13 protein-coding genes and 1 riboswitch are annotated in these 19,116 nt (G+C 39.3%); of the genes, 12 read left to right on the top strand and 1 reads right to left on the bottom strand.

Annotated elements, in window-relative coordinates; all coding sequences use genetic code 11:
- The first annotated feature begins 2 nt into the window (after window positions 1-2).
- The 5 genes from BMZ41_RS02500 (at window position 3) to BMZ41_RS02480 (ending at window position 7,732) form a co-directional block, all read left to right on the top strand.
- Complete coding sequence (locus BMZ41_RS02500) at window positions 3-1,250, top strand: glutamine synthetase family protein (protein ID WP_090526720.1); 1,248 nt, start codon at window positions 3-5, stop codon at window positions 1,248-1,250.
- A 13-nt stretch (window positions 1,251-1,263) separates the two neighbouring features.
- Window positions 1,264-1,827, top strand: a complete 564-nt coding sequence (locus BMZ41_RS02495; RefSeq protein WP_090526718.1) for an ANTAR domain-containing response regulator — start codon at window positions 1,264-1,266, stop codon at window positions 1,825-1,827.
- 159 nt (window positions 1,828-1,986) lie between these two features.
- Window positions 1,987-2,619: a hypothetical protein gene (locus tag BMZ41_RS02490; protein ID WP_090526716.1), complete on the top strand. Its 633-nt coding sequence runs from the start codon at window positions 1,987-1,989 to the stop codon at window positions 2,617-2,619.
- A 66-nt stretch (window positions 2,620-2,685) separates the two neighbouring features.
- Entirely contained in the window at window positions 2,686-6,939 is a 4,254-nt protein-coding gene (locus BMZ41_RS02485) for a S8 family serine peptidase (RefSeq protein WP_090526714.1), read from the top strand.
- Window positions 6,932-7,732, top strand: a complete 801-nt coding sequence (locus tag BMZ41_RS02480) for a cohesin domain-containing protein (protein WP_028246702.1) — start codon at window positions 6,932-6,934, stop codon at window positions 7,730-7,732. The genes BMZ41_RS02485 and BMZ41_RS02480 overlap by 8 nt, the downstream gene beginning before the upstream one ends.
- 42 nt (window positions 7,733-7,774) lie before the next feature.
- On the opposite strand, the gene BMZ41_RS02475 is transcribed toward BMZ41_RS02480, so the two are convergent.
- The gene (locus BMZ41_RS02475) at window positions 7,775-8,158 is read right to left on the bottom strand and encodes a thioesterase family protein (RefSeq protein ID WP_090165869.1); all 384 of its coding nucleotides are present in this window, start codon (window positions 8,156-8,158) and stop codon (window positions 7,775-7,777) included.
- 104 nt (window positions 8,159-8,262) lie between these two features.
- On the opposite strand from BMZ41_RS02475, the gene BMZ41_RS02470 reads away from it, so the two are divergent.
- The 7 genes from BMZ41_RS02470 (at window position 8,263) to BMZ41_RS02440 (ending at window position 19,115) form a co-directional block, all read left to right on the top strand.
- Window positions 8,263-8,631 (top strand): hypothetical protein, encoded by a 369-nt coding sequence (locus tag BMZ41_RS02470; RefSeq protein ID WP_090165870.1) that lies wholly within the window; start codon window positions 8,263-8,265, stop codon window positions 8,629-8,631.
- Window positions 8,632-8,749: 118 nt separating this feature from the next.
- Window positions 8,750-10,510 carry an arginine--tRNA ligase gene (gene argS / locus BMZ41_RS02465; protein ID WP_090526712.1) on the top strand — a complete coding sequence of 587 codons (1,761 nt, stop codon included), beginning with the start codon at window positions 8,750-8,752 and terminating at the stop codon, window positions 10,508-10,510.
- A complete protein-coding gene (locus BMZ41_RS02460; RefSeq protein ID WP_090526710.1) occupies window positions 10,511-11,833 on the top strand; it encodes an RsmB/NOP family class I SAM-dependent RNA methyltransferase in 1,323 nt (440 codons plus the stop codon).
- Window positions 11,834-11,861: 28 nt separating this feature from the next.
- Complete coding sequence (locus BMZ41_RS02455) at window positions 11,862-12,728, top strand: YitT family protein (RefSeq protein ID WP_090526708.1); 867 nt, start codon at window positions 11,862-11,864, stop codon at window positions 12,726-12,728.
- Window positions 12,728-15,271, top strand: a complete 2,544-nt coding sequence (locus BMZ41_RS02450; RefSeq protein WP_090165879.1) for a translation factor GTPase family protein — start codon at window positions 12,728-12,730, stop codon at window positions 15,269-15,271. The genes BMZ41_RS02455 and BMZ41_RS02450 overlap by 1 nt, the downstream gene beginning before the upstream one ends.
- 139 nt (window positions 15,272-15,410) lie before the next feature.
- Window positions 15,411-17,567, top strand: coding sequence for an EAL domain-containing protein (locus BMZ41_RS02445; protein ID WP_090526706.1), 2,157 nt, complete (start codon window positions 15,411-15,413; stop codon window positions 17,565-17,567).
- Between the two features lie 43 nt (window positions 17,568-17,610).
- Window positions 17,611-17,806: riboswitch (cobalamin riboswitch) on the top strand.
- Between the two features lie 109 nt (window positions 17,807-17,915).
- Window positions 17,916-19,115 (top strand): sirohydrochlorin cobaltochelatase, encoded by a 1,200-nt coding sequence (locus BMZ41_RS02440; RefSeq protein ID WP_090526704.1) that lies wholly within the window; start codon window positions 17,916-17,918, stop codon window positions 19,113-19,115.
- Window position 19,116: the final 1 nt, after the last annotated feature.

The raw sequence follows: 19,116 nt of genomic DNA, 5'->3' as shown, positions 1-19,116 counted from the left end.
ATATGTCACAGTTTACAGTTGAAGATGTAATTGAGTTTGTTGAAGAAAATGATGTTAAGTTTATTCGTTTAGCATTTTGCGATTTATATGGTATTCAGAAGAATATTTCTATTATGCCAGGAGAGCTTCGTTCCGCTTTTGAAAAAGGAATTAATTTTGATTCCTTCCTTATTAATGGATATGAAAATATAGAGAACCAGGATTTATTCTTAAAGCCAGATTCTGACACTCTTCATATTTTACCTTGGCGTCCACAGTCTGGACGAGTTGTTCGTTTATATTGTGATATTGTTCTTGCTGATGGCACTCCATTTGCATACGATTATCGCCATTTCCTTAAGGAGACCTTAAAGGAGTGTGAGGCAGAAGGCTTTAATACAAGAATGGGATTGAAGTCTGAGTTCTATCTTTTTAAGACTGATGAGGAGGACAATCCTACAAACATTCCTTTTGATAATGGTAGTTATTTTGATGTTGCTCCTAATGATAAGGGAGAAAATATCAGAAGAGAAATTTGTCTTACTCTGGAGGAAATTGGTATCAAGCCACAGTCTTCTCACCATGAGAGAGGCCCAGGACAGAATGAGATAGATTTCATGCCAGATGATGTTCTTACTACAGCTGATAATTTTGTTACTTATAAAAATGTAGTTGAAAATATTGCAGCCAGAAATGGAGTGTACGCATCCTTTGATCCAATGCCACTTGAGGATAAGCCAGGAAATGGTCTTCATATAAAAATGGCAAATTATAAGAAGGGGGAGAATCTCCAAATAACAGACAAGGCCTTTTCAGAGAGCTTTATTGCAGGAATTCTCAACAGAATGAGAGATATCACGCTCTTCCTTAACTGTAGAAAAGATTCGTATAACCGTTTTGGAATTACAGAGGCGCCAAAGTATATTACCTGGTCTTCTCAGAATAATTCCAGACTTTTAAGAGTACCTGAGATTAATGGACATAGTGAGCATTTCATTTTACGTTCACCGGATTCATGTATTAATCCATATCTTGCAAGTGCTATTGTGATTCAGGCAGGTTTGGCAGGTGTTAGAAATAAAGAGCAGCTACCACCACCTCTTGATATTAATTCAAGATTATTGACTGAGGATAGAACATCTAATTTAGCAACTCTTCCTCTTACTATTGATGATGCTATTAAATGTGCTTCAAAAAGTGAATTTATTAATAATTCCAATTTCAAAGATATTGCAACTCATTATATTGAGACAATTAAGAGCAGAGTTTAAGGAGCATTAATAAATGGATAGGGCACTAATTGTGTGCGATAACGAAAAGGGCACTTCCTTTTATAAATCCTTCCTAAAGGAAAATGGATACATAGACATGGTTGCTGTTACAAGTGGACCAATGGCCAAGCGTGCCATACTGGACTATGACTTTGATATTTGTATCATTAATGGACCGATAGGAGGGGCAAGTGGCGAAGAGCTTTCCATAGATATCGCAGAGAAAAATATATGTCAGGTTATACTCTTTGTTAAGGCTGAGCGTTTAGAGGAAATCTCCGCTCAGGTGGAAGACTACGGTGTAATCACTGTAGGCAAGCCTATTAACAAGCAGCTATTTTGGCAGGCCTTAAAGCTTGCGAAGGTGGCACAGCGACGTATAACCATGGCTCATAAAGAGAGCGAAAAGCTTGAGAAAAAGCTTGAGGATATGAAGATTATTTCCAGAGCTAAAATACTGCTTATGGTGGAAAATAACATCTCAGAGGAGGAGGCACATAAGCTGATTGAAAGACAGGCAATGGACCGTAGAATGACTCGTGTTGAAGTTGCCAGGGAGATAGTAAAAAATGCATAAAAATACATGATTATTTAATAATAAATTCCTATATCGAAGTATAAAAAAAAACTATATAGGAATTTATTTTAAACCTCTTGACTTTAACACTTGAAAGTGATATCAATTTAAATTAGTACTGTTTATTAAACATAGTTTTATTTTTTGAGTAGAGAAGATATGGCAAAAGTTGAATTTACTGAGGTTACAACAGATTCATTTGTAGGAAATAATTTAGACAAACAGGAACAGGATACCACAATCAATAAATATGAGTTAGGTATATCTGAAGGTACAAATAGTGATGCTGTTGTGCATGCTTATATCGTATTTACGAATGACATTTCTATTGATGAAGGCATTGGTACTATTGAAGAAAAGGTTTGTAATGGTCAAACCCTTAAAGTTACCAGAAGAGATGATTCTGGCAATGCAGTAGTAGCTGTTATTTCACAGGCAGAAGCTAAATCAATTGAACAGTTATCGCAAGTGTCATCTGTAAAGATTGATACAGGTGTAGAGACTACAAATACTGATAAAAAAAAAGATGCTACAAATGAAACAGTAGAGACAGAAAATAAGACAGAAGAGAAGACAGATGAGAAGGTAGAAGCACAGGAAACAGAAGAGACATCAAATACTGATTCACAATCAGTTATAAGCAACGATATTACTTCAGAGACAACAACTGAAGTTCAGGACAACAATTTAGATACTAGTATTAAAACAGGGGTCACTTTTCCAATTGTAATAGCGGCACTTTTAGCTGTAGCTATTCTAATCGGAATTATTATAAAGAAAACCAATAGATAAAATACGTATCTGACTATTATGGTTAGGTACGTTTTTTATAAATAACATAAAGGGAGGACTCATTATATGAGAAGGAACTGGATACCTAAAAAGGTATTGTCTGTAATTCTGGCAGCCGCCATGACAATGTCGCCAGCACTTACAGCACTTGCTAGTCCAGTTGACGAGTCAGCAGAAGTAACCGTTGAATCAGAAGCAAGCAACGATACTGTTGAAGAGGCTTCTGAAGAAGCAGATGATTCTGAAGATGCTGACGCATCAGAGGAAGAGGCTGTAGAGGTTAAAGAGACAACAGATGCTGAAGCGCCACTGTTTGAGGAGGTTGATCCTCAGGAAGAAGGTCTTGTAGATCCAAAGAGTGTTCTTTCAGGTGAGGAAGTTGAAACACCTGTAGAGGCTCAGGATCCAGATGAGCAGACCAGAGTAATTATTGTTATGGAGGGCGACAGCGTCCTCGACAAGGGATTCGACACAGCAGATTTAGCAGACAACAAGGCTGCTATGAAGGCCGCTGATAAAATCGAAGCTCAGCAGGAGAATGAAGTAAAGAAAATCGAGAGAGAAGCTCTTGACGGAGAAGCTCTTGAGGTTAACTACAATTTCTCTATCTTAACAAATGCTATTTCAGCTGATGTAGCATTTAAGGACATTGAGGAGATTGAAAAGGTTGACGGAGTTGCAGCTGTATATGTAGCAGCACAGCATGACCCACAGGTAGAGGCAGAGCCTAATACAATCACTTCAGGTGACATGGTAGGCAGCTACAACACATGGACAGCTGGTTACACAGGAGCAGGAACAAGAATCGCTGTAATCGATACAGGTCTTGATATTGATCATCCATCTTTTGATGGCGGTGCATTCGATGCTCACCTTAAGGAGACAGCAGAAGCTGCAAGCAAGACTGTAGCTGATTATGATCTTCTTGATAAGGAAGAAATTGATAACGTATTACCAAATCTTAATGCGTTCAAGAGAGATGCTGATATCACAGCAGATACTCTTTACAACAACGAGAAGGTAGCATTTGCATTTAACTATGTAGATTCAAACCTTGATATTACACATGACAATGATGATGAGGGAGACCATGGTACACATGTAGCTGGTATTTCTCTTGCAAACACTTATGTACCAAGTGCAACTTCAGCAACAGGTTATGATAAGCAGGCAGCAGGCGTTGTAGGTATCGCTCCAGATGCACAGCTTATTGTAATGAAGGTTTTCGGTACAAAAGGTGGTGCATACACAGATGATTATATGGCAGCTATTGAGGATGCAATTCTCCTTAAGGCTGATGCTGTAAACCTTTCACTTGGTTCTTCAGCTGCTGGTGAGTCATCTGATGTAGAAGGTTATATCAATGATATTTTCAAGAAGCTTGAAGGAACAAGTACTGTAGTTTCTATCTCAGCTGGTAACTCAGGTCGCTGGTCAGATAGCTCTCAGTATGGAGCAAACTTAAGCAAGGATGTAAACCTTGATACAGTTGGCTCACCAGGTTCATACTTAAATGCTCTTACAGTAGCTAGTGCTGTTAACTCAGGTTTAACATCTTTCTATTTTGCTACTACAGATGATAAGCATGTATCCTTCTCAGATGGTTCTGATTCACTTGCACCACATTTCTATGAGCTTGATACAACAGCTGATCAGAGTGGTGTTGAGTATCCATTCGTATACTTTGATGGTATCGGCGAAGCTTCTGATTATGAAGGTGTAGATGTTAAGGATAAGGTAGTACTTGTATCTCGTGGTTCTATCACATTTGCTCAGAAGCACATGAACGCAGCAGCAGCTGGTGCTAAGGCTTGTGTAATTTACAATAACCAGCCAGGTACAATCAGCATGACAATGCAGGGCTCTGATGCAACTATTCCAGTATGTTCTATCACACAGGCTGATGGACAGGCTGTAGCTGCAACAGGTAAGCAGGTCGCTGAGGGCGTTTACGAAGGAACAATCAAGGTAACATCACTTCCTGAGACAGTAAGAGATGTTGCAGATGGTTACACAATGAGTGATTTCTCATCAGTTGGTGTTCCTGGTACACTTGATCTTAAGCCAGAGATTACAGCTCCTGGTGGAAATATCTTCTCAACAAGAGATAATGGTTCTTACGGACTTATGAGTGGTACTTCAATGGCTGCTCCATCAATCGCTGGCCAGAGTGCTCTTGTTCAGCAGTACATTCGCGAGAATGATCTTGCAGAGTTAAATGGTGTTTCTGTACGTACACTTGCTCAGTCACTCCTTATGAGTACAGCATCACCATTATATGAAGGAAATGACAGAGAAAACGGTCTTGAGTATTCACCTCGTGCACAGGGTGCAGGTCTTGCAAATGTTCAGGATGCAGTTACATCACCTTCATATATCCTTGTTGGAGATAAGGAAGGCAACGATGGTAAGGTAAAGGCTGTTCTTGGTGATGATCCATCAAAGACAGGTTCTTACTCATTCGACTTTGACATTTACAACATGGAGGTTGAGCCACAGTACTATGTACTTGATTCAACAGTATTAACAGAGGAGCTTTATGATAAGCAGGGTACAACATACTTCTCTGGCACATCACATAAGCTTAACCCAGCTGTAACACTTACAGCTGATGATACAAAGCTTGTATATGACCTTAACGATGATGGTAAGGTAAATGCAAAGGACCGCAAGGTTCTCCTTCAGGTAGTAAACGGAACAAATTCAGTAGCTATCGTTGAGAATAACGAAGAGTACTTCGATTTCAACAAGGATGGCGTTGTTAACACAAAGGATGTATACACCTTTGCTAAGGCAATCAAGGGTAACGCAGATGTAAATCTTGGCCTTGAAGTTGTTGAAGTTAAGGACAGCACAAAGATTTCTGTTAACATCAACCTTTCAGAGGAGGATAGACAGTATCTTGCAGGCTTCGAAAATGGTATGTATGTAGATGGATTCATCTATGTAAATGGTACTGTAGATCTTTCAGTTCCATTCCTTGCTTTCTATGGAAGCTGGGCTGATTCTCCAATGTATGAAGACTTTGATTTCATGGAGTACTGGCACAATGAAGATTATGATGCAGTTACATACTCTGGTGTTCAGAGAACAAACTTCCTTTCAATCTTCCCACTTGGAATGAATAATGAGAACTACTACGTTCCTAACTACTTCACAGATGATGCTAAGTACATTGCTGATAGAAATGCAATCAGCTCAGAGAATGGCACATACCTTGGTTCTCAGTACTACACATTAATCAGAAATGCTAGCAGAGTTGTTCTTACAATTAAGGATAAAGAGACTGGCGAGAAGTACTTTGAGAAGGTTTCAAAGGGCGAGAATTTCGCTGAGTTCTATTATGCAAGCAAGGGTAGATGGATGGAAACTCTTGCAGCTCAGGAACTTAACTGGGCTGGTACAGATGCTGAAGGCAACCCACTTCCAGATGGAACACAGGTTGATATTACACTTCAGGCAATTCCTGCATACTATGATGATGTTGAGGATGTAACAACACTTACAGCTCCAGGCATGTACCTTACAACACCAATGACAATTGATAACACAGCTCCAGCTGTTGTAGATGCTGTTAAGGGTGAGGATGGCAAGTATGACCTTACATTATATGATAATCGTTATACTGCTTCTGTACTTGTAATTGGTAGCGATAAGGAAACAATCATCGGCAAGTATGCAGTAAATCAGGAGACACCAGATGAGGATATTACAATCTCTATCGATGCTCCAGAAGATGTATTCTATGTAGACGTTATTGACTACGCTATGAATAAGTCAGTATATCGTTTCAACAATACTGGTCACGCTGATACAAAGTATGTTTCAGAGCTTACAGTAGATAAGGATGAAGTTGAGCTTCAGGTAGGCGAGAAGGCACAGGTTACAGCTACTGTTGGTCCTAAGTGGTTAGCAGAGGGCTACAATCGTGTTGTTTGGATTAGTGATGACAGCCGCGTTGCTTCTGTTTCTCAGTCAGGTGTAATCACAGCTAAGAAGGCTGGAGAGACAACACTTACAGTTTATACTGTAGCTACAGATAAGAGAGGTAAGCACCTTACAGCTGAAGTAAAGGTAAAGGTTGTTGATTCAAAGGATGAAGATGCTGAGGACACAAAGGCTTCTGAAGATGAGAAGAAGGCTGATGATGTTAAGGCAGAAGAGAAGGTAGATTCTAAGAAGTCAGAGTCAGATGATGATGAGACAAAGGAAGAAGCTACAGAAGAGACTACAGATGATGCTACAGAAGAAGAGACAGAGGAATCAGAAGAGGATTCTGAAGTAGTAGAGGACCAGTTAGGAGGAGAGAATGATGAATAAGAATTTAAGAAGAGCAGTCGTTCTCGGTATGGCAGCAATTACATTACTTACTGGAATACCTGCTACACCAGTTTTAGCTGCAGAGAAGGCACCTGTTCATACATTAGTGCAGTCTACAGGTAAGGGCGACAGCCAGAAAGTTACTGTAAAGGTAACTTTAGATAAGACAACTGTTACAGATGGTAGAGTTGCTGTTGAATATGATCCAGCTGTTCTTGAGCTTAAGAGCGATTCAGAGGGAATCAAATTCGCTGATGCAGATGTTAACAAAGCATTTGAGGATGGAGCTTCAAAGGGAGTTGCATATGCCTTCGTTGGTGATGCTCCAAAGTCTGTTAAGGGAACTCTTATGACTGTACAGTTTACAGTTAAGAAGGGACTTCAGTCTCAGAAGACAACAATTGGAACAAAGGTTTATGGCATTAATAATGAAGAGGCAGCAGTTGTTGAAGAGACAGTTTTAGAGGATGTAGTAGAGGTTGGAAGACCGAAGCTTAAGAAGCCTTCAATCAGTGGAATAGATCAGACACTTCTTGGCGTTCTAGTAAGGTGGAATAAGGATGCTAACGCTGATGGATATGTTGTATATCGCAGCACATCAAAGAATGGTAAGTACACAAAGCTTGCTACTGTAAGTGGTGTTAACGGTTATTGGAATCTTTCAGTAGAAAATAACAAGACATACTACTACAAGGTGGTTTCATACCAGGGAAGTGGCAAAGACAGAGTATATTCAGAGGAGTCTGCACCTGTTTCAATTAAGGTAAAGAAGTTCTTCGGATTATTCGGCTAAGTAAAAAATGCGGCTGGGACATTTAAGTCCCAGCCGTTTTTTTTATTTGTGTCCATTTGCTTTCTGCATAAACTTTTCATTGTTGATGATGAAGCGTTCGTGGGTTCCCATTCCAATCATTCCGTTCTCATCGGAACAAACTACCTCGAAGGTAAGCTTGCGACCATCAATATTGATAAGAGTTGCTTCACACATGACAGTCATTCCGATGGCACTTGGTGCCATGTGACTCACATCAACCTTAGTACCTACAGACCCAAGGCCTTCCTCCAACTCTGGCTGTATCATTTTCCAGCAGGTTTCCTCCATAAGAGAAATCATTGCTGGTGTTGCAAAAACCTCAAGAGCTCCACTGGTAAAAGCTTTAGCAGTGTTGTCCAGAGTGACGACTGTTTCTGCATTGCCCTTCATTCCGATTTCTAACATATTTAGATGCTCCTTCCTCTAAAAAGTTCATAGAAATATTATACTCTTTTTGTGAATAAAGTGGTAAAATTATTGCATAACTCTAGATGGAAAGGGGAATAAGCATGATTAGCGAAGAAAATATTATCGATTTATCTGATTTTGCAGAGCGTGATATTAAAGAAGAGTTTACACGGCTGAAGGACAGTATCTCTGTGCTTGAAAAGCTTATTGATGCCAAGGATCTAGAACAGCCTGAGGAGAATGGAAATATCGCGAAGCAGTTAAAGAGTACCATTCGGGAAAACATCGAGGAGATTAGTTTGCCTATAGAGCAGAAGTGCGATGTTTTGGAAGCAAAGCTTAATGGTATTCAGGAGACACTTAATCAGGTGAAACTCAGACAGGAGATAAAGGAGAGATTACTTGTTCTTAACACAATCGGTCTGGGAATTATTTTTGTGATTTATATCTTGAATTATATTGGTATATAATCCTTGATTTATTGAGAATCCCGCGATTGTGGGATTCTCTTTTTTATGTTATAATTTAGCACCGTGGATTTGACTTTTTTAAGTAAACATATAAATAGATTACATATGGAGGATAAGAATGAAAGCGATTCTTCAGCAGATTAAGGAAGAAGTTGTCGCAGGTTTTACAGCCTGTGGATACGACGAGAAATATGGAATGGTTTCTCTTTCAAACCGTCCAGATCTTTGCCAGTTTCAGTGTAATGGTGCACTTGCAGCTGCAAAGGAATATAAAAAAGCTCCTATCGCCATTGCAGGTGAGGTAGCAGAAAAGCTTGCAGGAAACAGCATGTTTTCAAAGTGTGAGGCTTGCCCTCCAGGTTTCATTAATATGAACCTTTCAGATGAATTTATTGCAGCTTTTGTTTCTAGCATGGCAGAGGATTCTGAGCGCTTTGGAGTAGACAAAGTTTCTTCACCAAAGAAGGTTATGATAGATTACGGCGGACCAAATGTTGCAAAGCCACTTCACGTTGGACACCTTCGTTCTGCAATCATTGGTGAGTCTATTAAGCGTACAGCTCGCTTTATGGGAGATGAAGTGATTGGTGATGTTCATCTTGGTGACTGGGGTCTTCAGATGGGTCTTATCATCACAGAGCTTAAACTTCGCAAGCCAGAGCTTGTTTATTTTGATGAGAATTACGATGGAGAATATCCTGTAGAGCCACCATTTACTATTACAGAGCTAGAGGAGATTTATCCATGTGCATCAGGAAAATCAAAAGAGGATCCTGCCTATAAGGAAGCAGCTATGACAGCTACTTATGAGCTTCAGCATGGAAGAAAGGGCTATCAGGCACTCCTTAAACATATTCTTAACGTTTCAGTTACAGACCTTAAGCGCAACTACGAAAAGCTTGATGTAGACTTCGACCTTTGGAAGGGCGAAAGCGATGCACAGCCTTACATTCCTGATATGGTTCAGAAGATGAAGGATGATGGCTTCGCATACATTTCAGAGGGTGCTCTTGTAGTAGATGTTAAGGAAGAAACAGATACAAAAGAGGTTCCACCATGTATGATTCTTAAATCAGACGGAGCATCTCTTTACAATACAACTGACCTTGCAACACTTGTATGGCGCATGAAGGATTACAATCCAGATTCAGTTATCTATGTTGTTGATAAGCGTCAGGAGCTTTACTTTACACAGGTATTCCGTTGTGCAAAGAAGACTGGTATTGTACCAGCAGATAAGAACCTTTACTTCGTAGGCTTCGGTACTATGAATGGTAAGGATGGAAAGCCTTTCAAGACACGTCAGGGTGGCGTTATGCGTCTTGAGTACCTTCTTCAGGAAGTAGAAGAGAAGATGCTTGAGAAGATTAAAGAGAACGGCACTATGAACGATGAAGAAGCAGAAAAGACTGCTCAGATTGTAGGTCTTTCAGCTGTTAAATATGGCGATCTTTCAAATCAGGCGTCAAAGGATTATATCTTTGATATTGATCGTTTCACTTCAGCAGAAGGAAACACAGGCCCATATATTCTTTATACAATCGTACGTTGTAAATCAATCCTCACAAAGGCAGGAGTTAGCTCATTTGACGGAGCTATTCTTCCAGCACATTCTGAGTCAGAGCGTGCTCTTCAGCTTGAGCTCACAAAGTTCATGGCAGCTCTTACATCAGCTTATGAGGAGATGGCACCACACAAGATTTGCGCTTACATCTACGATTTAGCTAATGCATTCAACAGATTTTATCATGATACAAAGATTTTGGCTGAGGAGGACGAGACAGTTAAGGCCAGCTACCTGAAGCTCTTATGGCTTACAAAGGGCGTTCTTGAAAAGGCTATTAACCTTCTCGGTTTCAATGCACCGGAGCGTATGTAAATGGACACATCTTTTTTACCAATTGATTTTGTTAATCGCATGGAGCAGGACTTAGGTCCTGACTTCCATGCGTTTTTGCGTTCTTACGAGGAAAATAAGATATCAGCACTGAGATTCAATCCTGTAAAGGCAGATGTTTCAGCTGTAGACACTATGTCTGATATGCTCACAGGAAAGGTGGAGTGGAGTAAGAACGGATATTATTATGAGGATGAGGCACGTCCAGGTCTTCATCCATATCATGCTGCAGGAGTATATTATATTCAGGATGCCTCTGCGCAGCTTCCAGTGGAGATGCTTTCACCTGAGCCAGGAGACGTATGCCTTGATTTGTGTGCAGCTCCAGGAGGAAAGTCTACTCAGATAGCAGGTTATCTAAATGGCGAGGGTATACTGATTTCTAACGAGCCAATGAAGAACAGAGCCAAGATTCTATCTGAAAATGTTGAAAGACTTGGCATAAGAAATTGCATAGTTACTTCCGAATATCCTGATAAGCTTGCAGATACATTTCCAGAGTATTTTGATAAAATAATGGTAGATGCACCATGTTCTGGTGAGGGAATGTTCAGAAAGAATCATGATGCCTGTACAGAGTGGTCTTTAGAGTCAGTGGAGATGTGTGCTGACAGACAGGCAGAAATATTGGATAGAGCATATGAGATGCTTATTCCTGGCGGAAGGATGTGCTATAGCACCTGCACCTTTGCTAAATTGGAGGATGAGGAGGCTGTAGCTGCTTTCATAAGTCGTCATCCAGATATGACTCTTATTGAGGAAAGGCGCTTGTGGCCACACGAGGTGAAGGGAGAGGGGCATTACGCAGCTCTCCTTGAAAAGGCTGATAAAGAAGGAAGAAGAGAGGAATGCTCTTTAAACCGCAGCGTTTTCAATACCAAAAAGATAAACAACAAGATATTAAATGATTATTTGATTTTTGTAAAAGAAACGTTAAATGACAGCTGGGATGATAATTTGTTATTATTGGGAGATTTACTTTATAGACTTCCAGAAAATTGCCCAGACTTTAATGGACTTCATGTGTTGCGAGGAGGACTTTTCCTTGGTACACTTAAGAAAAATAGATTTGAACCAAGCCATGCCTTGGCTTTAGCACTTACCAATGAAGAAGTTAAAAATAGCTTTAATTTATCTTCAGAAAGCCAGGAGATTCAGAATTATCTTAGAGGCCAGTCTGTAATGGCTGATGTAAAGGATGGTTGGACACTTATGACAGTGGATGGTTTTTCGGTAGGCTGGGGAAAGGCTGTAAAGGGTCAAATCAAAAATCATTATCCTAAGGGACTAAGAATACTTGGATAAATCCTTAGTAGGATAAAAGGAGAATTATATGCTTCATAGAATTTATAAACATAAACAGGATATATATGAGTTTATCATGTTTACTATAGCTTCAATAGTTATGGTTATAGGAATTTATTTTTTCAAATTCCCTAATCATTTTTCTTTTGGTGGTGTCAGTGGTATTTCTATTGTGCTGGCTGAGCTTTTGCCAAGAACACCTGGTAATATCAATTTGATAATCAACATGATCCTTCTTGTTATTGGCTTTTTAGTTTTTGGCAAGAAATTTGGAGTGAAGACAACATATATTACTTTGCTGGTTTCTTTTGGTCCAAGAATTCTTGAAATGGTATGTCCTATGGATGGGCCACTTACAGATGAGCCTGTATTGGAGTTGTTATTTGCTGTGGCGCTGCCAGCGTTTTCATCAGCAATTTTCTTTAATCTCGGAGCTTCCTCAGGTGGTACCGACATAGTTGCAATGATATTAAAGAAATATACAAAGGTTGATATTGGTACAGCATTGTTTATGTCAGATGTATTTATCGTAGCATGTGCTTGTCTGGTATTTAATGTGCAAACAGGACTTTTTTCTCTTGTAGGTCTTTTGGCTAAATCACTTGTGGTTGATGAGACAATAGAAAATATTAACCTTGCAAAGTATTTCACTATTATCTGTAGTGATCCAGAACCTATCGTTAATTTTATTATGAACGATCTTGGAAAGGGAGCTACCGTCTATAAGGCAGTGGGGGCTTATGGTCACCAGGAAAAGACAGTAATCCTCACTATTCTTAAAAGACAGCAGGCAGTAGAGCTGAAGAATTTTATTAGAAGAAATCAGCCTTCTGCATTTATAGCAATTACCAACTCAAGTGAGATAATTGGTAAGGGATTTAGAGGTTATAATTAATGAAATCTGTATGGGGAATAATGGCACATGTAGATGCGGGTAAAACTACATTGTCTGAAGCAATTCTGTATAATGCAGGCCAGATAGCGTCCATTGGTCGAGTAGACCACGGGGACGCTTTTTTGGATACTGATTCGCAGGAAAAGACCAGAGGAATAACTATCTTTTCAAAGCCTGCAGTTTTTCAATACAATAATCAGTCTATTACTCTATTAGATACACCAGGGCATGTGGATTTTGCCACTGAGGTGGAAAGAGCAATATGGGCACTTGATTATGCAATTCTTTTGATATCTGGAACTGATGGCGTTCAGTCTCATACAAAAACTATCTTCAGACTCCTCGAAAAGAATAATATTCCTACAATCATCTTTGTTAATAAGATGGATATGGATACAGCAAATCTCGATGAAGTTATTACTGATTTGAAGACACAGCTTTCTGACAGATGTGTTGTTTTTTCGGATAAGGAATCAATGTCTATGGAAGATGAAGCTGCCATGGAGGAATTCTTAGAGACAGAGGATTTGTGTCAGAAGACCATAAACAGGATGGTATTATCACGAAAAGTATTTCCGGTTTTTTCTGGCTCTGCCATGAAAAATGAAGGTGTCACTGAGCTGATGGCTTTTATGGCTTCTCTTTCAGAAGGCATGGAGAGAGAGCAGGATTTCGGTGCTCGAATTTATAAAATAGAAAGCCTTGGTAGAGATGCCCGACTTACCTTTACTAAAATAACTGGCGGAGCGCTTAAAGTAAAAGAAGTTCTTCCTAATGGAGAAAAAGTAAACGAGCTTCGAATATATTCAGGTCTAAAATACCAGCAAGTGGAAAAAGCGGAAGCAGGTGATGTGGTTGCTATTGTTGGACCTAAGGCTACCTTTCCAGGTCAGGGGCTTGGAACTGAAGACGACAGGATGGAGCTTATGCTTAGACCGGTTCTTCAATACAAGCTTGTGTTTACAGATGGCACAGTGCCAAAGCTGGCATATCCAAAGCTACTTGCACTTAATGAGGAAGATCCATCTTTAAATGTAAGTTGGGATACTCATAAAGAAGAGATAAAAATGAATCTTATGGGGGAGGTTCAGACAGAAATTCTTATTAATAAAATAAAAAAAGAATTAAATTATGACATTGAATTTGAAGAAGCTGGTGTCCTCTATAAAGAAACTATTTCTGAGCCAGTGGAAGGTGTTGGTCATTTTGAGCCTTTGAGACATTACGCAGAAGCTCATATCTTGATGGAACCATTAGCAGCAGGCAGTGGAATAGTAGTTGAAACTGATGTTGCCACAGATGATTTAGCTCTTAATTGGCAAAGACTAATTGAAACTCACATTCTTGAGAAGGAACATTTAGGAGTTGAAATAGGAGCGCCTTTAACTGACATTAAATTCACAGTAATAGGTGGTCGTTCACACATAAAGCATACAGAAGGTGGGGATTTTAGAGAAGCTACCTACAGAGCCATAAGACAAGGACTTATGGAGGTTGGTACCACTATTTTAGAGCCATATTATAAATTTGAACTTCTAGTACCATCAGATGCTATTGGAAGGGCAATGACTGAAATAGAAACTATGTCTGGTTCTTTTGATGTCCCAGAAGATTACAATGGTATGTCTAAGCTTACAGGCACGGCGCCTGCTTCGGAGATAAGAAATTATCAATCCAAACTAATTACCTATACCAAGGGGGAAGGACAGCTGTCACTTACCTTCCACGGATATTTGCCTTGCCATAACAGTCAGGAAGTGAAGGAGCTTATAGGATATACCCCGGATTCTGATGTAGATAATCCATCTTCTTCAGTTTTTTGTTCTCACGGTAGTGCGGTCATTGTTAATTGGGACGAAGTCAAAGAAAATTGCCATGTCCCATGTCGAAGTCAGAAAACATCGGATGATTCAGAGGTTGTGGTTACAAAAAGAATGAATCATTCAGTTGAGGAGTGGCTTGATCCAGATGAGATAGATAAGATTCTTCACATGGCTACTCATAGCAATCACGGAAAGAATCCTAAAAAGGGTTGGCATTACGGAGAAAGTAGCAGACCAAGACGTGTAGATTCTGATTATGTGTATACAGCGCCGAAGGAAGTCAAAGCCAGAGAAAAATATCTTCTTGTGGATGGCTATAACCTGATATATGCATGGCCTGAGTTAAAGGCTGTTTTAGACGTGAATCTTGATGGAGCAAGAGGAAAGCTTCTTGATATTCTTAGCAATTATAAGGCTATGACAGATTATAATGTTATTGCAGTATTTGATGCATACCGAGTTAAGGGGCATGAGGTGACTGCCTCGGATTATCTGAATATTCATCAGGTTTTTACAGCAGAGGCACAGACTGCAGATGCTTATATTGAACGATTTACACATGAGCATGGCAAGAAGTATGATATTTCAGTAGTTACCTCAGATGGTCTTGAACAGGTTATTATTCGAGGAGCAGGAGCCAGATTAATATCTTCCAGAGAATTTATTGAAGAGGTAGAAAGAAAGGCTCAGGAACTTCGAGAACAGTTTGATATAAAATAATTTTGAATAGTAACAAATTATTATAAAAAATAATGAATTGATTGTATTTTTAACAGTTAATTCATTATTTTTTTTTATACTAGCAAAAGATGGGTAATGTCTGCCTGTTTATTTTGTGCGACCGGGGGGTATTAGAACAATGGAGAAGTATCAGTTCGGGGAAATTGAAAGAGCTGCTCTTGAGCAATTAAATATTGCCATGGCAATATATCAGTATATAGACAAGCGAGTAGTGACGCTTTTAGTTACAGATGGCATGTGTAAGCTTATGGGAATGGAGCGAAAAGATGTCACTGCATATTTAGATGATGATATGTATAAAGACACTCATCCAGATGACAAAGCCAGAGTTGCAGATGCTGCATTAAAATTCGCTGCTGGTGGAGATAATTTTGACTGTGTTTATAGAACTATGTCAAAGTTAATAAATGATTATGTTATTTTACATTCTCATGGAGAACATTTCTTTACGCCTAACGGAACCATGCTTTCATCTACTATATACATGGTAGAAGGGCTGAATAGTGATAATCCGCTCACAGAAAAACTGGCTTCTAATTTCGATGATATTATGACAAAGGAAAGTCTGATAAGAGACAATTTCTATGATACTCTTACAGGCTTACCAAATATGTCTTATTTCCTTCAGCTGGCAGAAGCTGGAGGTAGAAGATATCGCAAAGAGGGCCATGCACCTGCAATGGTATTTTTTGATTTGACAGGTATGAAATATTTTAATGAAAAGTATGGTCTGAGAGAGGGCGATAATCTTATAATTGCCACCGCTAACACTTTAAAAAACTATTTTACTAATGAAAATTGCGGACGAATGGGGTCTGATCATTTTGCAGTTTATACAAAATCCGAAGGCTTGGAGGATATTCTAAAAAAAATGTTTGAGGATATGAAGTATGCCAATGAGGGAAGAACGGTTCCGATACATGTTGGTATATATTCTGATGCCTTTGAGGAGATTTCTGCTTCAACTGCTTTTGATAGAGCAAAGATGGCAAGTGATAGAGAAAAGGGGGCCTATGTTTCAAAGTATTCTTATTATGATGCCAACATTCATGAGTCAGCAACGAACTACGAGTATGTAATTAATAATTTTGATAGAGCTATGGAGGAAGGCTGGATTAAACCATACTACCAGCAGATAATCAGATCTGTAAATGGACAGGCTTGTGATGAAGAAGCATTGGCAAGATGGATAGATCCGGTTAGGGGATTAATCCCACCTCAGTATTTCATATATGTATTAGAAGATATTAAGCTTATTCATAAGTTAGATTTATATATTCTTGATTGTGTTTTACGGGATTTAGAGGAGGTTGAAAAGAAGGGATATCCTATTGTTCCTGTATCTATAAACCTATCAAGATTTGACTTTCAGCTGTGTGATATAGTTGAAGAAATAAAAAAGAGGGTAGAGAAGTCGTCAATTGCGCCTGATAAAATTACTATAGAGATAACGGAAAGTGTTTCTGAATTAGAAATTGGTTTTGTAATTGAGCAAATCAGAAGGTTCCATGAAGCAGGCTTTAAGGTATGGATGGACGATTTTGGAAGTGGATATTCATCCCTCAATATGCTTCAAAAATTCGATGTTGATTTGATTAAGTTTGATATGAGTTTTATGCGTGAGTTTTCTACAAATAAAAGAAATCACGTTATTATGACGCAACTTATTCAGATGGCTAGAAAGCTTGGAATCGATACAGTTGTAGAAGGCGTTGAAACTGCAGATCAGGTTAAATTCCTCAGAGAAATAGGAGCTGGAAAGTTACAGGGCTTTCATTTTGCAAAGCCTATACCGCTGGAAGAGTGGTACACAATTACGGAGACCAATGTAGGCAATGTGATTGAGCAAGAATCTGAAGTAGATTATTATGACGCTATCACTCGTACTAATGTAATGGAACCTGACGTAGAAGCGGATAATAACTGGGGATCTAATGAGTTCTTGGGTCAGATACCAACAGGTATTTTGGAACTAAGAGAAGATGGATTATATGTTGTTCGATATAATAAATCTTTTGCAAGCTTCCTTGTAAAATTGGGATATATAGAACAATCTGATCTTGGTCACATAATGATTAAGCAAAAAGCCCTTCCATCAGATCAGTTTTTATGTGCTGTGGAAAGTACCGATAGCAAAGACTGGGTTCTTGTTGAAGACGCAAAAGAAGCAGGACTTATAATTGATGTATATATTAAAAGGATTGGTCAGAATCCTGTTAACGATAATATTGCTTTTGCAGTTTCGGTTATCACAATAAAGAATGACGGTTCTTAGGTTTGACATAGTGTGTTAAATATGGTAACTTTTCTTAGAATTTAATAATTTTTAAAGTTTAGGTGCCTATAGATTTCGTATTTACGAAGTTGGTATGGGTGAAAAGGGAATCTGGTGAGAATCCAGAACGAAGCCGTCACTGTGTCAGGGAGTTTACATTTATGTCACTGAGCGCTGCTTGGGAAGAGAATGTAGATGATGATCGAAGTCAGGAGACCTGCCTATTCTTAAATTAATGATTTGCGGACTTTCGAATCTTAATTCATGATTTTGATTGAATTGAGGGTCGCATTTTGCGGCCCTTTTTAGATTTGCGTCCGCACATTATAGAAATGGAGGAAGCAATATATGAAAAGAAAAGTATTATCTTCAATTGCGATGCTGATGGTAGCTGCTATGGCTTTTACAGCATGTGGACAGACAGCAAATAAAGGAGAGACATCAGAGACTCCTGAGACAACAGCTGCAACAGAGGGCGAATCTGACGAGGAGGCAGCTATGAAGGTAGCAGAGCTTATTGATGCAATTTATGTTCAGGAGTGGACAGAGGACACAGAAGCACAGTGTAAGGCAGCTAAGGAAGCTTGGGATGCACTTACAGATGCTCAGAAGGAATTAGTTGAGGGCGAGGATGCTGATCCAGATTACTTTGGTAGAGATACAGGTGATGCATCTAAGGATGATCCTTTAAATCAGGATGAAATCGGTGAGAACGAGATTCTTGTTGTTAGCTTTGGTACATCATTCAATGATAGCCGTGTAAATGATATCGGCGGTGTAGAAAAGGCTATCGCAGAGGCTAATCCAGATTGGTCAGTAAGACGTGCATTTACAGCACAGATTATCATCAATCACATTTTGGCTCGTGATAATGAAAAGATTGATAATGTAAAGCAGGCTCTCGACAGAGCAGTAGATAATGGTGTTAAGAACCTTGTTGTACAGCCTACACACCTTATGCACGGCGCAGAGTATGATGAGCTTATGGAAGCAGTTGATGCTTATGCAGATAAGTTTGAGTTAGTAAAGGTAGCTGAGCCACTTCTTGGTCAGGTTGGCAAAGACGCAGCTGAGGTTAATAAGGATAAGGAAACAGTTGCAAAGGCAGTTGTAGCTGAAGCTGTTTCTGTAGGTGGTTTTGACAGTCTTGATGCTGCAGCTGATGAAGGTGTTGCATTTGTATTTATGGGACACGGTACAAGCCACACTGCAAAGGTTACTTATTCACAGATGCAGACACAGATGAATGACCTTGGTTATAAGAACGTATTCATCGGTACCGTAGAAGGTGAGCCAGAGGAGACATCTTGCGAGAATATTATCGCAGCTGTTAAAGAAGCTGGTTACACTAAGGTAGTTCTTCGCCCACTTATGGTTGTTGCTGGTGATCACGCAAACAACGATATGGCTGGTGATGATGATGACTCTTGGAAGTCAATGTTTACAGCAGATGGAAGTTTCGAGTCAGTTGATTGCCAGATTTCAGGACTTGGTGGAATCGAAGAGGTTCAGAAGATTTACGTTGAGCATACAAAGGCAGTATTATAGG

Source organism: Pseudobutyrivibrio sp. UC1225 (genome assembly GCF_900115215.1).
Classification (GTDB): Bacteria; Bacillota; Clostridia; order Lachnospirales; family Lachnospiraceae; genus Pseudobutyrivibrio.
This window is presented reverse-complemented; position numbering and strand designations above follow the sequence as displayed.

Excerpts from the sequence above, each read along its gene's own strand:
- BMZ41_RS02475 (WP_090165869.1), bottom strand. The coding sequence starts at position 8,158 with ATGTTAGAAATCGGAATGAAGGGCAATGCAGAAACAGTCGTCACTCTG.
- argS (WP_090526712.1), top strand. The coding sequence starts at position 8,750 with ATGAAAGCGATTCTTCAGCAGATTAAGGAAGAAGTTGTCGCAGGTTTT.
- BMZ41_RS02500 (WP_090526720.1), top strand. The coding sequence starts at position 3 with ATGTCACAGTTTACAGTTGAAGATGTAATTGAGTTTGTTGAAGAAAAT.
- BMZ41_RS02485 (WP_090526714.1), top strand. The coding sequence starts at position 2,686 with ATGAGAAGGAACTGGATACCTAAAAAGGTATTGTCTGTAATTCTGGCA.
- BMZ41_RS02445 (WP_090526706.1), top strand. The coding sequence starts at position 15,411 with ATGGAGAAGTATCAGTTCGGGGAAATTGAAAGAGCTGCTCTTGAGCAA.
- BMZ41_RS02470 (WP_090165870.1), top strand. The coding sequence starts at position 8,263 with ATGATTAGCGAAGAAAATATTATCGATTTATCTGATTTTGCAGAGCGT.
- BMZ41_RS02450 (WP_090165879.1), top strand. The coding sequence starts at position 12,728 with ATGAAATCTGTATGGGGAATAATGGCACATGTAGATGCGGGTAAAACT.
- BMZ41_RS02455 (WP_090526708.1), top strand. The coding sequence starts at position 11,862 with ATGCTTCATAGAATTTATAAACATAAACAGGATATATATGAGTTTATC.
- BMZ41_RS02480 (WP_028246702.1), top strand. The coding sequence starts at position 6,932 with ATGAATAAGAATTTAAGAAGAGCAGTCGTTCTCGGTATGGCAGCAATT.
- BMZ41_RS02495 (WP_090526718.1), top strand. The coding sequence starts at position 1,264 with ATGGATAGGGCACTAATTGTGTGCGATAACGAAAAGGGCACTTCCTTT.
- BMZ41_RS02460 (WP_090526710.1), top strand. The coding sequence starts at position 10,511 with ATGGACACATCTTTTTTACCAATTGATTTTGTTAATCGCATGGAGCAG.
- BMZ41_RS02490 (WP_090526716.1), top strand. The coding sequence starts at position 1,987 with ATGGCAAAAGTTGAATTTACTGAGGTTACAACAGATTCATTTGTAGGA.
- BMZ41_RS02440 (WP_090526704.1), top strand. The coding sequence starts at position 17,916 with ATGAAAAGAAAAGTATTATCTTCAATTGCGATGCTGATGGTAGCTGCT.